Source organism: Acinetobacter sp. ESBL14 (assembly GCF_036668815.1).
Lineage (GTDB): Bacteria > Pseudomonadota > Gammaproteobacteria > Pseudomonadales > Moraxellaceae > Acinetobacter > Acinetobacter gyllenbergii.
In genome coordinates, this window is sequence record NZ_JAZEVS010000011.1 from 15,040 (window position 1) to 29,485 (window position 14,446).

Annotated in this window: 14 protein-coding genes; 4 read left to right on the forward strand and 10 right to left on the reverse strand. The window is 43.2% G+C overall.

Annotated features, from left to right (window positions below):
- Positions 1-246: 246 nt before the first annotated feature.
- The 3 genes from V6E90_RS20920 to purE all read right to left on the reverse strand — a co-directional run bounded on the left by V6E90_RS20920 (position 247) and on the right by purE (position 3,252).
- Entirely contained in the window at positions 247-1,218 is a 972-nt protein-coding gene (locus V6E90_RS20920) for an acyl-CoA desaturase (protein ID WP_332606354.1), read from the reverse strand.
- Between the two features lie 328 nt (positions 1,219-1,546).
- On the reverse strand, positions 1,547-2,668 hold the full coding sequence (locus V6E90_RS20925; RefSeq protein ID WP_332606355.1) for a 5-(carboxyamino)imidazole ribonucleotide synthase: 1,122 nt from the start codon (positions 2,666-2,668) through the stop codon (positions 1,547-1,549).
- A 68-nt stretch (positions 2,669-2,736) separates the two neighbouring features.
- Complete coding sequence (gene purE, locus V6E90_RS20930) at positions 2,737-3,252, reverse strand: 5-(carboxyamino)imidazole ribonucleotide mutase (RefSeq protein ID WP_004656816.1); 516 nt, start codon at positions 3,250-3,252, stop codon at positions 2,737-2,739.
- A gap of 229 nt (positions 3,253-3,481) precedes the next feature.
- On the opposite strand from purE, the gene V6E90_RS20935 reads away from it, so the two are divergent.
- A complete protein-coding gene (locus tag V6E90_RS20935; RefSeq protein WP_016543232.1) occupies positions 3,482-3,940 on the forward strand; it encodes a hypothetical protein in 459 nt (152 codons plus the stop codon).
- Positions 3,941-4,004: 64 nt separating this feature from the next.
- Here V6E90_RS20935 and V6E90_RS20940 read toward each other — a convergent pair whose 3' ends face one another.
- On the reverse strand, positions 4,005-4,355 hold the full coding sequence (locus V6E90_RS20940; RefSeq protein WP_332606356.1) for a DMT family protein: 351 nt from the start codon (positions 4,353-4,355) through the stop codon (positions 4,005-4,007).
- 222 nt (positions 4,356-4,577) lie between these two features.
- On the opposite strand from V6E90_RS20940, the gene mpl reads away from it, so the two are divergent.
- Positions 4,578-5,939 carry a UDP-N-acetylmuramate:L-alanyl-gamma-D-glutamyl-meso-diaminopimelate ligase gene (mpl, locus tag V6E90_RS20945; RefSeq protein WP_065344231.1) on the forward strand — a complete coding sequence of 454 codons (1,362 nt, stop codon included), beginning with the start codon at positions 4,578-4,580 and terminating at the stop codon, positions 5,937-5,939.
- Positions 5,940-6,261: 322 nt separating this feature from the next.
- Here the strand turns inward: mpl and V6E90_RS20950 are convergent, their stop codons facing one another.
- The 4 genes from V6E90_RS20950 to V6E90_RS20965 are packed head-to-tail and all read right to left on the reverse strand — an operon-like array spanning position 6,262 to position 10,085.
- The gene (locus tag V6E90_RS20950) at positions 6,262-7,005 is read right to left on the reverse strand and encodes an SDR family oxidoreductase (RefSeq protein ID WP_332606357.1); all 744 of its coding nucleotides are present in this window, start codon (positions 7,003-7,005) and stop codon (positions 6,262-6,264) included.
- A 17-nt stretch (positions 7,006-7,022) separates the two neighbouring features.
- Positions 7,023-7,721, reverse strand: coding sequence for a histidine phosphatase family protein (locus tag V6E90_RS20955; protein ID WP_016543228.1), 699 nt, complete (start codon positions 7,719-7,721; stop codon positions 7,023-7,025).
- Positions 7,718-8,839 carry a phosphotransferase family protein gene (locus V6E90_RS20960; RefSeq protein ID WP_278491390.1) on the reverse strand — a complete coding sequence of 374 codons (1,122 nt, stop codon included), beginning with the start codon at positions 8,837-8,839 and terminating at the stop codon, positions 7,718-7,720. Before V6E90_RS20960 ends, V6E90_RS20955 begins: the two co-directional genes overlap by 4 nt.
- Before the next feature lie 16 nt (positions 8,840-8,855).
- Entirely contained in the window at positions 8,856-10,085 is a 1,230-nt protein-coding gene (locus V6E90_RS20965; RefSeq protein WP_016660068.1) for an acyl-CoA dehydrogenase family protein, read from the reverse strand.
- Between the two features lie 105 nt (positions 10,086-10,190).
- Here V6E90_RS20965 and V6E90_RS20970 point away from each other — a divergent pair, with 105 nt between their 5' ends.
- A complete protein-coding gene (locus V6E90_RS20970) occupies positions 10,191-11,108 on the forward strand; it encodes a LysR family transcriptional regulator (protein WP_332606358.1) in 918 nt (305 codons plus the stop codon).
- 59 nt (positions 11,109-11,167) lie between these two features.
- On the opposite strand, the gene V6E90_RS20975 is transcribed toward V6E90_RS20970, so the two are convergent.
- Positions 11,168-12,367, reverse strand: a complete 1,200-nt coding sequence (locus tag V6E90_RS20975; protein ID WP_262758560.1) for a low temperature requirement protein A — start codon at positions 12,365-12,367, stop codon at positions 11,168-11,170.
- A gap of 393 nt (positions 12,368-12,760) precedes the next feature.
- Here V6E90_RS20975 and V6E90_RS20980 point away from each other — a divergent pair, with 393 nt between their 5' ends.
- Entirely contained in the window at positions 12,761-13,717 is a 957-nt protein-coding gene (locus tag V6E90_RS20980; protein WP_016543223.1) for a TerC family protein, read from the forward strand.
- Between the two features lie 24 nt (positions 13,718-13,741).
- Here V6E90_RS20980 and V6E90_RS20985 read toward each other — a convergent pair whose 3' ends face one another.
- Entirely contained in the window at positions 13,742-14,368 is a 627-nt protein-coding gene (locus V6E90_RS20985; protein ID WP_332606359.1) for a nucleotidyltransferase family protein, read from the reverse strand.
- Between the last annotated feature and the right edge of the window lie 78 nt (positions 14,369-14,446).

The window sequence follows — 14,446 nt, forward strand, 5'->3', positions numbered from 1 at the left end:
AATTTAAACCCAAACCAACGCAGTTCTTTTAAATTTAAAACCCAGGATTATTTTTGAATTTAAAAACACATAACCACAATCAAGCTAGTTTTAAATTCAAACCACCCACCTGATTTTAAATTCAAAATCCACAACCAAGTTATCCACAGAAAACCACCACATGTTTTTTAAATTTAAAACCATCGCACATAAAAAAAAGCTTAATGAAGTTAACTCCACCAAGCTTTTTTTCGACACTGCATACAACTAACGAATCAAACTCAATACAGGACATTTAAAAGGCGCCTTAGTCCCTTTACCCTGTATTGCCCTATAGGTCAGTGCTTTTAAATTATGACGATGCGATAAATTTTCAGGCAACACAATATCCCAAACCAAGCCCAAATTATTTAAAGCATTTAAAGCCCACCAACCCGGATCAGGCTGATTCTCATAGATTCCTAAAATTGCTGATTCAGGATAAGCATGATGGTTGTTATGCCACGATTCACCCATGGTAATATACGAAGCCCATTTCACATTATGCCCTTGAACAGCAGCACCCATCACCTCATTGTCCATTTCCCCATGATTATGAGCAAAATAACCAATCAACCAATGTCCTATCACAGAAACAACGATACGCGCGGAAATTCCCCAAATCACCCATGCAAAACCACCACAAATAAACAAAAGAATTGCCAATGGCAGCTGTTGCAGCATCCACGTTCTTTCCATAAATTGATAAACCCAATTATCCTTCAAATGAGATTCAGGTTTAAACACAGGTGGGTGCTTTAATCTAAGGTCACAATGTAATTGCCACCAACCATCCTTCATCATATTTTCACCATGACGCAAATAAGAATGGCATTGCTTTTGTCTTTGCGCCCAGTCTCTTAAATCATGGGTGTGTACCATCCCAAATGGCCCAGCCAAGCCAACCAGCACCCCCAGATGAACCAAAAAATATTCTAGCCATTTTGGGCACTTATAGCTGTGATGAATCAATTTACGATGCATTCCCAAAGAATGCCCAAAACACAAAGTAAAAGCTGTCGTTAATATAAATACCAACAGTGCATCGAAAGAAAATGTCAGCGCACCACCAATCAATGCAATCGCCAAATGACTAAACACCCATAAAGATTTTAAAGGTGACCACCGCACCTCACCATCCATCGCATTGGTTAAAGGACTCTGCATTTTTATTCGAGCAATTTCAATTTTTTCGGACATCAGACCCTCCCACAGGCTTAGCCAATTTTTTTATTTAGAATCTTTTTATCTATTTGTTATAACGATTATTCCAAAGCAAGTAAATCACTGTTTTCTTTTTATACAATCTCAAATAAAACAACTCAACGCAGCTTATTCTCAGCAAATAAATTTAAAGTCATTCATTATATTTTGAATTCAAATCACCCCCTTGTTTTAAATTCAAAATCCACAATTAAGTTATCCACAACTTCTATTTATCAGTTTTTAAATTTAAAAGTTTAAATTTAAAATCAACCTGCAATAAAAAAGCGATCCGAAGATCGCTTTTTAGGAATTGTGGATAAGTTTAGAGCGTCATTTCTGCGGTTAGTGCCAATGGGACAGGTAAAATCTGAGCCAATTGACGACATAAATCCGTTAAATCATCTGTATTATTTGGCATCAAGGTAATATGACCCAGCTTACGACCTGTACGCTCAGACTTATTATAGAGGTGTAAATGTGCGCCATTTAGCGCCAAAACATCCTCAGAATTGGGATGTTGACCAATAATATTGATCATCACTGTAGGACGAATGACTTCTGTAGAACCTAATGGCAAGCCTGCAACTGCACGAATATGGTTTTCAAACTGCGAGCAAATTGCACCTTCAATCGACCAATGACCCGAGTTATGTACACGACATGCCATTTCATTGGCATATAAACCTTGTTCAGTGACAAACAATTCAAGCGTCAACACACCGACATAATTTAAGTGGTTTAACAAACGGGTAATATAGTCCTGTGCCACAGGCTGCAAATCGACACTATTCGGTGCAGGTACAATTGAATGCGACAGAATACCGTTATGGTGGTGATTTTCGGCCAATGCCCAAGTTTTCACATCACCATTTTGACCACGTACTGCAATGATCGAAACTTCACGGCTGAATTTGACAAAACTTTCCGCGATCAAGCTTTTCGCAGGACCGAGTTCAGCCCAAGCTGTCTCGATTTGATCTTGCGTACGTAATACGAATTGGCCCTTACCATCATAACCACCTGTTACGGTTTTTAAGACGATGGGTAAGCCTAATTCCGTCACCGCTTGTTTTAAGCTGTCCAAGCTATCCACAGCACGATACGGCGCAACTGGGATACCCAGTTCGTCAAACAAACTTTTTTCTGCCAAGCGATTTTGTGCGGTCGCCAAAGCAAGGCGAGGTGGGTACAAGGTTTTGCTTTGCGTCAACACATCTACATCTGCAACAGGCGTATTTTCAAATTCAAGGCTAAACACATCCGCACTGGCAATAAAATCTTGCAAGCCTTGCGGGTTTTGGCTAGAAAATACAGGACCTAAAATTGCAGCAGGGCAATCCGTTTCTGCTTCAAAAAAAGTACATTGAATATTCAGTGGTAAGGCTGCTTGCGCCATCATGCGACCAAGCTGTCCACCACCAAAAATACCGATGGTTTTATTCATATCTATAACTCTTTTGCTCAGACAAAGTCTTCGCCTTACATTCGGGCAAAGCGTTGCTTTGCTTATCCTCATTCATGACCAGGGATATTATTATTCGACACTTTTTCAGTTTGTGCGGTACGGAAGTCCGCTACATTTTTTGCAATGTCTGGGCGGGTTAAACCTAAAATCTGCGCCGCCATAATCGCTGCATTGGTTGCGCCAGCCTGACCAATGGCCAAAGTACCGACTGCAATACCTGCTGGCATTTGTACAATCGAAAGCAATGAATCTACACCATTTAAAATTGAAGACTTTACAGGCACGCCAAGCACAGGTAAATCAGTTTTCGCTGCACACATACCCGGTAAATGTGCTGCACCGCCGGCACCTGCAATAATCACTTGAATACCACGATCACGTGCAGTTTCCGCATATTCAAACAAACGGTCTGGGGTACGGTGTGCAGAAACAACTTCCGCTTCAAATGGGACACCAAGCTGTTTAAGCATATTGGCAGTATGTTCGAGAGTTGCCCAATCTGATTGAGAACCCATGATAATTCCAACAAGTGGTTGAGCGTCTTGTGCTGCGGCCGCATTCATTGCTAATGTTCCAGAGACAAAAATTAAAGAAGATAAATCTCGACGAGAGCCAAGCTTTAGAGGATTCAGAACCCGATTATTATAGACTGATTTTTCATCTCACGAAAATTTAACTGAACGACTGCAACTATATTTTTTAGGAAAAAATGAAATAAAGTGTGCTAACAATGACATAGCGCTATATTTCAATAATAATAGGGGAGCTTAAAAATCAACAAGAGCATTAATAATGAAAAAACGGTTAAGCCTATTGGCAATCACACTTTTCACAGCATACAGCAATGCCGCTTTAGTGAATTTAAATCTCGATGAGTTTCAAAAAACCTTTAAATCGTTAAATAAAGCACAGGGCTATAATGGCGAAATTAACAGTGATGCACTCACGGGTAAAGCCTATGAGAAATTCATTGTCACCGGTTCATCACATACCGATGAAAGAGAACCTGTATTGATGACAGGATATTATATGAACCCGACTGAGCTCGGTACGCTTTATTCAATTACACAGTATCGTGTGTACTGTGACGATGAGACCTATAGCTATGCCTTGTCTAATTTTGAGCCCAATGGTGCATTATCCACAACAACAATGGACAGTGACTATGGCTTTGAATATGAAAATCCTTCGGCAAGAGATCAAAAGTTTAGCAAAATTTTAAAAAATGCCTGTAAGCACCCAGCCAAATAGAGCTGAATGCGTATCTCACAATGGTGAAGGGCTTCAGACCATGTTTGATCCGAGCCATTGTGATTTACTGATTTCTAAAAACGAAATAGACACACCCCATTAAACACAGCATCGCCCAGACATAATCCAGTTTGAAGGGTTGTTTAAATAGAAAAATCATAAAAGGCACAAATACCAATAAAGTCACCACTTCTTGGGTAATCTTCATTTCGCCCAGACTCCAGCCATGCTGGTTGAGCAATTTGGTGGCAGGAATCATAAAACTGTATTCCAACAGTGCAATACACCAGCTAAATAAGATGGCCTGCCAGAGCGGTGCATCATGCAAAATCTTCAGATGCCCATACCATGCCAAGGTCATAAAACAGTTAGAAAGAATCAACAAACATAGCGCTAAAAGTGTCGGGCTCAACATCGTGTTCTTTTATCCAAATCAGGGTTGAACAATAGGGAATAGCATGCCAGTAAAATCGTTGAAATATTAGCATCTATCCGCATCATTATAAGTAAACAACAACAACGAATTTTGACTATCTTTTACATGCAAGCCTTGCTATCGTTGCGTTTGATTTTTATTGATAACGACAATCATACATACGATACCGTGCTGTATGAAAAGCAGTGGAGAAGGCGCGTTATGCATCTGCATATTTTGGGTATTTGTGGCACATTTATGGGGTCTTTGGCTCTACTCGCACGAGATTTAGGACATAAAGTCACAGGTTCAGATGCCAATGTTTATCCACCGATGTCGACTCAACTGGAAAATGCAGGTATTGAATTGATGCAGGGCTATGACCGTAGCCACTTGCAACCACATCCTGATCTTGTCATCGTCGGCAATGCTATGAAACGTGGTATTGATGCGATTGAATACATGCTGAATGAAGGCCTGCCTTATATTTCTGGTCCACAATTCTTGGCCGATCATGTGCTCCAAGGCAAACATGTACTTGGTGTCGCGGGCACACACGGTAAAACCACCACCACCACCATGTTGGCTTGGGTGCTTGATCAAGCAGGCTTAAATCCAGGTTTCTTGATTGGCGGCGTACCACTGGGTTTCAGTGAAAGTGCACGTTTAGGTGGCGGTCAATATTTCTGTGTTGAAGCAGATGAATATGATTCTGCTTTCTTCGACAAACGTTCTAAGTTCGTTCACTATCACCCTAAAACCGCGATTCTCAACAACCTCGAATTTGATCACGCCGATATTTTTGATGATCTGGCTGCGATTCAAAAACAGTTCCATCATTTAGTGCGTACCATTCCAAGCGAAGGTCGTATTATTGCACCGATTACTGAAACCAATATTGATGAAGTATTAGAGCAGGGCTGCTGGACCCCTGTGGTTCGTACCAGTCTTGAGCCAAATGAGCAAGCCGCATTATCTGCTGAACTAATCAGTGCCGATGGCAGTCACTTTAAAGTGCTTGAGCACGGCAAAGTGGTCGGTGAAGTGAAATGGAATATGACAGGGCAGCATAGTGTTGCCAATGCGTTGGCAACGATTGCAGCGGCACAGCACGTCGGTGTCAGCCTTGCGCAAGCCTGTGAAGCCTTATCCAACTTCGGCGGGGTGAAACGCCGTATGGAGCTATTAGGCACCGTGCGCGGCATCGAAGTCTATGATGACTTTGCCCATCACCCAACGGCGATTGAAACCACACTCGATGGCGCACGTAAACGTCTAGGCGAGCGTAAGTTGTGGGCGATCATTGAACCACGTTCTAACACCATGCGTATGGGTAGCCATAAAGATGGTTTAGCACATTCTGCACGTTTGGCCGATGAAGTGATTTGGTATCAACCAGAGGGCTTGGATTGGGATTTACAACCGGTGATCTCAGCATCAGCAAACAAGGCTGAAGTCAGCCGCTCTTTAGATGAGATCATTGCCCGTGTGGTCAATGAAGCAGGTGAGGGTGATGCGGTGGTGATCATGTCCAATGGTGGTTTTGGTGGTTTACACCAAAAGTTGATTACGGCTTTGTCGTAATTAACCTCAACACTTTCTCTAACTTATTGAAAAACTCTTGTCTCAACGGAGTCTTGCAAGTTCTTATCTAATTTCTGGATCAGCCTGCGGCTCGCCCTACTTTTCTTTCGGGAAAAGTAGGCAAAACCATTGTCATCTGCAAAACCTGTCCTCTTCTTGCATTGATCAACATATATCGCAGAAACAGTCTCTTACTTAAACCACGCAGGTTGCAGATGACGTTTCCGAGTATCACATTTCCTCGAAGTTATATTAATTCAGATCGCGACAGGCGGCATCCATGCCGAATAAACATATTTGTCCAATCCATTTTAAATGGCAATCAACTCAATTTATTCACCAATTTTAACGGCAAAATCTTCATTGCAATCCCCATTGGCAACCACGGCCACTGCGGTACATAAGCCTTCACAGGTTCCTTCTCAATGGCTTTGACCAAGGCCTTACTTCCTATTATCTCATCCACTTCAAACGGTAATTTCTTAGCACCCTCATTCAACTCGGTACGAATATATCCCGGGAAAATCGTTGAGACTTTAATTGGGGTATGCAGCAACTCCGCACGAATCCCTTCCGCCAAATGCGCCACCGCGGCTTTACTGGCGGCATAGGTCGATAAATGCTTCGGTAAACCACGCATCGCACTCATCGAAGAAATCACCACCAAATGGCCTTTATTTTGCGCTCTAAAGATTTCAACTGCGGCTTCACACTGTGCCAAGGCCGAGATAAAGTTGGTTTCCGCGGTAGCGCGGTTCACCTCAAAATGCCCTTTACCAATACGGCGACCATCGCCAACACCTGCATTGACAATAATTCGGTCAATCGTGCCAAATTCTTGCTGAAAGGCATGAAAAACCGTGAACACATCATCGTAATGGGTCACATCTAGGGTTTTAATCTTGACCTGTATCGAAAACTGCTTTTGCAGCTCTTGCTGTAAGGCTTCTAAACGCTCTAAACGTCGTGCGCAAAGCGCCAGATTATAGCCTTTGGCGGCAAATTCACGCGCCATACCTGCGCCCAAACCTGAACTTGCACCTGTAATTAAAATGGTTTTTGCCATGCCTGCCACCTATTTTTTTAAATCCATGTTAAAAGTTCAGCATCACGCGCTTTTAAATAATGATGCTCATTAAAACTGAGTAATTGCAAACGATCATCTGACCAACGCAGTGTAGTGATACTGGCATTGGCAATCGACCAATTCAGTGCAAAAATCTGTTTGGCATTCAATCCCAACACCTGACCGACCGCCACAGAAATCACACCGCCAGAACTAAATACCACGGCCTGACGGGGTTGCGTGGCATCAATATGCTGACACAAACCGTGCAAAGCACTTTGTACACGCGATTGAAAGCCTAACCAGGTCTCATGATATTCATGGTCATACTGCTCGCCAATCCAGCGGTCGATGGCTCCATCGAAAATTTTGGCGAGGTAAGCACGAGGATTCGCCATCAAATCGACATCCTGTTTCAGCAATTCAGGTTGATTAAAACGCGGTTCGTATTGGGCAAACACATGCTGATGATCAAACTCATTCCAATCCGATTCTGTTTGTATCAGTGCATCCTGAAAACTTTGTGATAAAGCCAATTGTGCTGTTTGCTGATGACGTTGCATCGAACCTGCCACAATCAGCGGTGTTTGCTTCAGGGTCTGTTTAAAAAAATCACCGACGACCTGTGCCTGCTGTTCACCTTTGGCTGAAAGTTGATCATAACTTGCTGCACCAAAAGATGCCTGCCCATGTCGTACCAAATAAATTGTGGTCATCGTTTTAAAATATCCTGTAGTTTTGCACCATATTCAGCAATTAATGGTCGTGCTTGCGGATTGTTTTGCGCGATCAGTTTTAAAGCCCGAATATGTAAAGCATGAATCATGATCCAGAAATCTTTAAAGGCTGGATTATCGGTTTGCTGATGGTAATAACGATAATAAATCTGTTGCGCAATCACTGCCAAACGGAACAAACCAAACACTTCATAAAAAGCCCAATTGGCAGGCTGTAAACCAGTCTTTTCCAGATAGTAATCCACCACCTGTTGCCGTGTCAGCATGCCTTTTAAATTGGTCGGCTGACGGCGGCTAGATTTCATCAAGGCATCATCGTCCTCTTGAATCCAGTAGGCGAGGGCGCTGCCCAGATCCATCAAAGGATCACCGAGTGTCGCCATTTCCCAATCCAGCACGCCAATCACTTGCGTCGGTTGTTGTGGAGCTAAAATGACATTATCAAAACGCCAGTCATTATGAATCACGCAGGTTTTTGCATCAGTTGGGATATGTTCCAGTAACCACTGACGCACAAAGGCAAAATCAGGTACATTCGGTGTCAGGGCTTTGTTATAACGTGCATCCCAACCTTCAACCTGACGGCGGCAGTAGCCTTCACCTTTACCCAATTTTTCTAGCTCTGTGCCTTGATAAGGGACTTGATGCAGCTCAATCAATTTATCCAGAACATTCAGACACAGCTGCTGTACTTGTGGCTCATCCAGCTGTAATTCTTTGGGTAAATTGGCACGCGGAATAATGCCCTCGATCCGTTTCATGACATAGAAATCGCAACCAATGACGCTGTCATCCTGACACAGCGCAATCATTTCAGGTAGCACAGGGTAGAACGGCGCAAGATGCTTCTGCACATTGTATTCACGCGCCATATCATGCGCTGATTTGGCTTTGGTGCCTTTCGGTGGGCGACGTAAGATCAGGTCGGCATTGTCATACTGTAGCCGATAAGTCCAATTCGATGCGCCCCCTGAATATTGGGTCAGTTGTGCCTGTCCTTGCAGATCCACACCTTGGTTTTTTAGCCAGTTTTCAACCGCTGCAATATCCAGCTCTTCGCCATGGCGAACCTGTCCACCGATATCAATCATTGTCATTGTTGTATGTTCCTTATCAACGAGCATAGCCACGTTTTTTCAGTTCGAGTTTGGCAATCATGCCTTTATGCACTTCATCAGGTCCATCGGCCAAACGTAAACTACGCGCTTGATTGAAAAATGCAGTCAGTGGGGTATCGCGTGAAACGCCTTCACCACCGTGAATCTGGATCGCCATATCGACCACATATTGCAAGACGCTCGGCGCCACCACTTTAATCGCAGAGATTTCTGTCAATGCCGCCATATTGCCCTGCGTATCCATCTTATAAGCGGCGTAGAGGGTCAATAAGCGCGCTTGATCGATCTGCACCCGCGCATCTGCAACACGCTCTAAATTACCACCGAGTTTGAGAATTTCTTTACCAAAGGCTTTACGTGACATGCCTCGATCAATCATCAGCTCCAATGCTTTTTCAGCTGCGCCAATACAACGCATACAATGGTGAATCCGCCCAGGCCCTAAACGCCCTTGTGCAATTTCAAATCCTTGCCCAGCACCGCCAATAAAGTTACTCACTGGCACACGCACTTGGTCGAAATTGACTTGCCCATGTCCATGCGGGGCATCGTAATCACCAAAGACTGGCAACATCCGTTCAATCGTTACCCCTTGCGTATCGATTGGCACCAATACCATCGAATGCTGATGATGACGGTCTTTACTAGGATCTGGGGTATAGGCCATGAAAATAATCACTTTGGCATTGGGATCACCCAAACCCGATGACCACCATTTGCGTCCATTCAAGACGATCTCATCGCCCTCAATCACCGCCGTGGCTTGCATATTGGTGGCATCACTGGAGGCCACTGCAGGTTCAGTCATGCAGAATACGGAACGGATTTCGCCCGCGAGGAGAGGGTGTAGCCATTGTTGTTTTTGCTGCTCACTGCCATAGCGCCATAACACTTCCATATTGCCACTATCAGGCGCATTACAGTTAAAAACCGTCGGGGCGAGCAGACTGCGTCCTGTCAGTTCCGCGATATGCGCATATTCCTGTACCGACAGACCTGCACCCAGTTCTGCATCAGGCAAGAACATGTTCCATAAGCCCGCTGCTTTGGCTTTACTTTTCAGCTGTTCCAGTTGCTCAGGCCATTGCCATTGCGTCCAGTCTCCATCGACATTCAGATGATGGACTTCATCCCAGAAGGCTTTTTCAATCGGTTCTATTTCTTGTTGAATAAAGGCTTGCGTTCGTGCAATAAAATCCTGTGCGCGTTCAGATAATGCAAACATCCTCATTTCCCTCAATCTAAAATATGGCGAATATTGATTCGCTGCTTTACATCACCATAAGCGAAAATTTATTATGAATGAAATGATTTTATTTTATTCAAAACTATGAATCAGATTCATAATACCAGCCCACTGGAAGTGGCTCACTTTCATCGTATTGATATCAATTTATATCCGCTGTTTATTGCGATTTTTGAACAAAAGAGCATTTCCAAAGCTGCGCAATTGTTGTGTATCAGCCAATCTGCAGTCAGTCATGCCTTGCAACGTTTGCGTACACAACTTGGAGACGAGTTATTTGTTCGAAGCGGGCAAAAAATGCTGCCAACACCTTATGCCGAGCAAATTTATCAGCCGATTCAAACAGCATTACTGGCGATTCAACAGATTGCCGTGCCCCAGCAAGGCTTTATGCCGAACATGCTGCACAGCCTAAAAATTGCCATTCATGATGAAATCGAACCGATTATTTTTCCACAATTGGTGCATCATTTTGCCCAATTGAATCTGAACATTCAGTTCTTGAGTTCCAAGCTGGATCGTAAAAATATGCTGGCCGATCTCTCAGCGCAACAAATCGATTTTGTGATTGATCTGGTGCAACCGCATCAGGATCATTTACAGTTTGAAAACCTGATTGACGACCATTTTGTGGTGTGTACCCAGCAGCCTGAGATCAGTTTATCTCAGTATTTATCCTCACCGCATATTGGTGTGTCATCACGGCGGACTGGCTTATTGCTGGAAGATATTTATCTAAATCGGCAACAGCTGTCTCGTCAAATTTTCCTACGTTGCCAACACTATTCAACCGCACTACAAGTTTTGGCCCAATACCCCGATGCAGTGCTAACGATTCCACAAAGTATTCTGAAAAATCTACATTATGCGAAGCATTTAAAGATCCATGCACTGCCGATTGAATTGCCTAAAATCAACATGGGGATGTATTGGCATGAACATGTCACACATAACCCACGACACCAATTTTTACGCACAGAAATTTTGAAAATTTTTAATTAGAACAGGCAAATGCATTGCTCATTCGCCTGTCTGCTCATCTCCATATTGGGAGGCTTTGATTATTTGTTTGATGCCAGCTGTTGCTGATCATGGCAATTGATCAAATACGCTTTGGAAAGCATGAGACGGAGGATATAAACCACCGCCATCGCAAAAATCATATAGCCAATATCGGCAAAGAAAAAAGGAATCGAGAAAAGGATCAAAATCGTCATTGGATAAAGCCAACGTCCCCATCCCGACAAATAGGAGGTCTCATAAAATAGCCAAATATAGGTGTTATAAACCACCAAGCAGATCGCAATCATCCATCCCATCATTTGACTGGAAATGTGAGCATGATGTGTTGAAACATCGACCGAGGCCGCTAAAGCTGCACCTAGGACTGCAATACTGATAAAGATAAAAAAATGGCCGTAACCCCATAAAAAAGGCTGCACCCCATGACGTTGATGGTGATGATGACTGCGATCAAAGTAGACCCACCACATGGCAAACATCATCAATAAGCCGCCAATCACTAAAAAGATTTCTTTGAAGTTCACGTCATGATTGGCAAAGGCTTCCTGAGTGGCAGCAAAACTGCCAATAATCGACTCTCCCAACACAATAATCGTGAGTAGGGCATAACGCTCAACAATATGATGTGGATGCCAAGGTGTCACCGCATATTTTTCGGCATACAGCGGTACGGCTAACTCAGCCAAAACCAAAATCAGGAACAACACAGGCGTCACATGGATGGCACTGAAATTACCAATTAACCATCCCAACTGCACCAAGACAATACCAATGGCATAGCGATAGGCTGTCACCCTTCTTTCAGGATCATGCTTGGCAACGCGTATCCATTGGGTCACTAAAGCCAAACGCATAATCACATAACCAATGATAATGACATCGAAATTATATTCTTGAAAAACTGCGGGGATACCCGCCGCCATTACCAATGATCCGATAATTTGGACAAAGGTCAAACAGCGATACAACGTGTCATCATTGTCATAGGCGGAGGCAAACCAAGTGAAATTCATCCATGCCCACCACAGGGCGAAAAACACCATAAAATAGGTCGGTAAAGCATGCCATAAATGACCTTCAATAATCGCGTGATGGAGTTGCTGTCCTGCGGTTGCAATCGCAACCACAAAAATCAGGTCAAATAAAAGTTCTAATGGCGTGGCCGCACGGTGGGCTTCTTCAGGGTCACGGGGGACAAATAATTTCCGCGGTTTATTTTGATTGTTTTCAGCACTCATCTCTTATTCTCTGAACAATATAGGCCTTCGCTTTTAAGTTAATCTATCTCCCAGCATTTACCTAATCCTGCAATCATAAAAAAATGCTTAAAATTTATGCATTGAAAGTTTGCTTAAATCGATTATTTATGTAATTCTATGCCTATCTTTGGATGTCATCATCCATAACAGAATTTGACAAGGGGAGTAGCCTCCTCCAAGCCTAGGTTGTGCAACTGAGCAATTTAGGTGTCAGAGTTTCGTCATTACACTTTGCAAAAAGTCGGACTCTGAGCATCACAGGTTATCGTGATGTAGGCAAGACCTTGATCATGTTGAAACAGATGTTTTATTTAATTCATCTGGCAACTGGTCAAGGTTTTTTTATGTCCATTTGCCAGATAGGGAGTTGTGATGGAAACTATCGGTAATTTATGGCTGTACGTTGCGTTCTTCGGAATCGTAACGGTCATGCTCATAGTCGACTTTTTAGGCTTTAAACAAAAACAAAACCAAGATGTACCCATCAGGCAAGCGGCTTATTGGAGTATTGCTTGGGTCACCGTTGCCATGATTTTTGGTGGTGGTTTGTGGCTATACCTGCAACAAACCGTAGGCGCAACCATCGCCAACCAAAAAACCATGGAATACTTTGCGGGTTATTTACTGGAAAAATCACTGGCAATTGATAACGTCTTTGTCTGGCTGATGATTTTTGCGGCTTTTGCGATTCCTCCTGCATTCCAACGTAAAATCCTGCTTTACGGCGTACTCGGCGCAATCATTTTAAGAACCATTTTTATCTTTATTGGTGCTTGGTTCGTACAAGAATTCTCTTGGGTGCTGTATATCTTCGGTGCGTTCCTCGTCTACACAGGCTTTAAGTTCCTAAAAGGACAGGACGAAGAAGAGACCAATATTGAAGATATCAAAATGCTGAAATGGTTACGCAAACACATGCGAATTACCCCACAGCTAGAAGGCAATAACTTCTTTGTTCGTCAGAACGGTGTGTTATGGGCAACGCCTTTGTTCTTGGTGTTAATCTTGGTAGAAGCGTCTGATGTGATTTTTGCGGTGGATTCTATTCCTGCGATTTTCGCCGTGACCAGTGACCCGTTCATTGTGTTAACCGCAAACTTAATGGCAATTTTGGGCTTACGTGCGATGTTCTTCTTATTGGCAGGTGCTGCAAGCAAAATGCATTACTTACCGTATGGTTTGGGCATCATCTTATTGTTCATTGGTGCAAAAATGTTATTGCTCGATGTATTCCACATGCCAATCTGGATCTCATTAGGCTTTATCGTACTGGTGTTGAGCATCACCGCGTATCTCTCGTTACGTCATAACAAACGCCAAGAACAATAAACACAAACTATCTCCAAAGGGTCTTCAATGAAGGCCCTTTTTTATTTGAGCATCATCCACTAATTGCAATTTAGGCCATTGCTGTAACCACTGTTTGGATTCAATCCGTTGTTTAAAGATGTCATAGCTGACCAATGCAGGATTCCAACGTAATTTGAGTGCAAATAAATCATGCAGACCAAAGGGTGCGATCAATTCCAATTCTCCTGAGCGATTTAAGCGGACTGCAAGCGCCGTTGCTGTGTCTGGCCATAGTGACAAAGCCTGCTCAATCGAGACTAGAGGCTGAATTTTTTCGGTCTTATCCTGACCATACCAGGTATGCACCAAGGCCTGATTTACCACATCCCATTGTTGTTCAGGAAAGATTAGCGCTAGTGCGCGCTGTAATTGCTTTTCTCTGCTGTGATCACGCTCAGTTGCATCATGGTAGATCACATCTATATCGCAATTGTTCAAGTCAAAGCTTTGACCATGTAAATGTGCCCATACGGTATTCCGAAGCACACCTGCACTTAAATAAGCCGTAGGATGCAATTGAGCCAGTAGCTGCAACATCCCATACAAAGTAGGGCAGTGCATAATCAGATCAAATAGTCTGCTTCGATTGCTTTGCTCTGTCTCTGTGTTTCCCCCAGATAACACATACATTTCGATCTCCCCAAACTGAGTTACTTTAAATTATGAGTCACATTTATATACCTTTTCAGCACGCGAATTAGACGAATA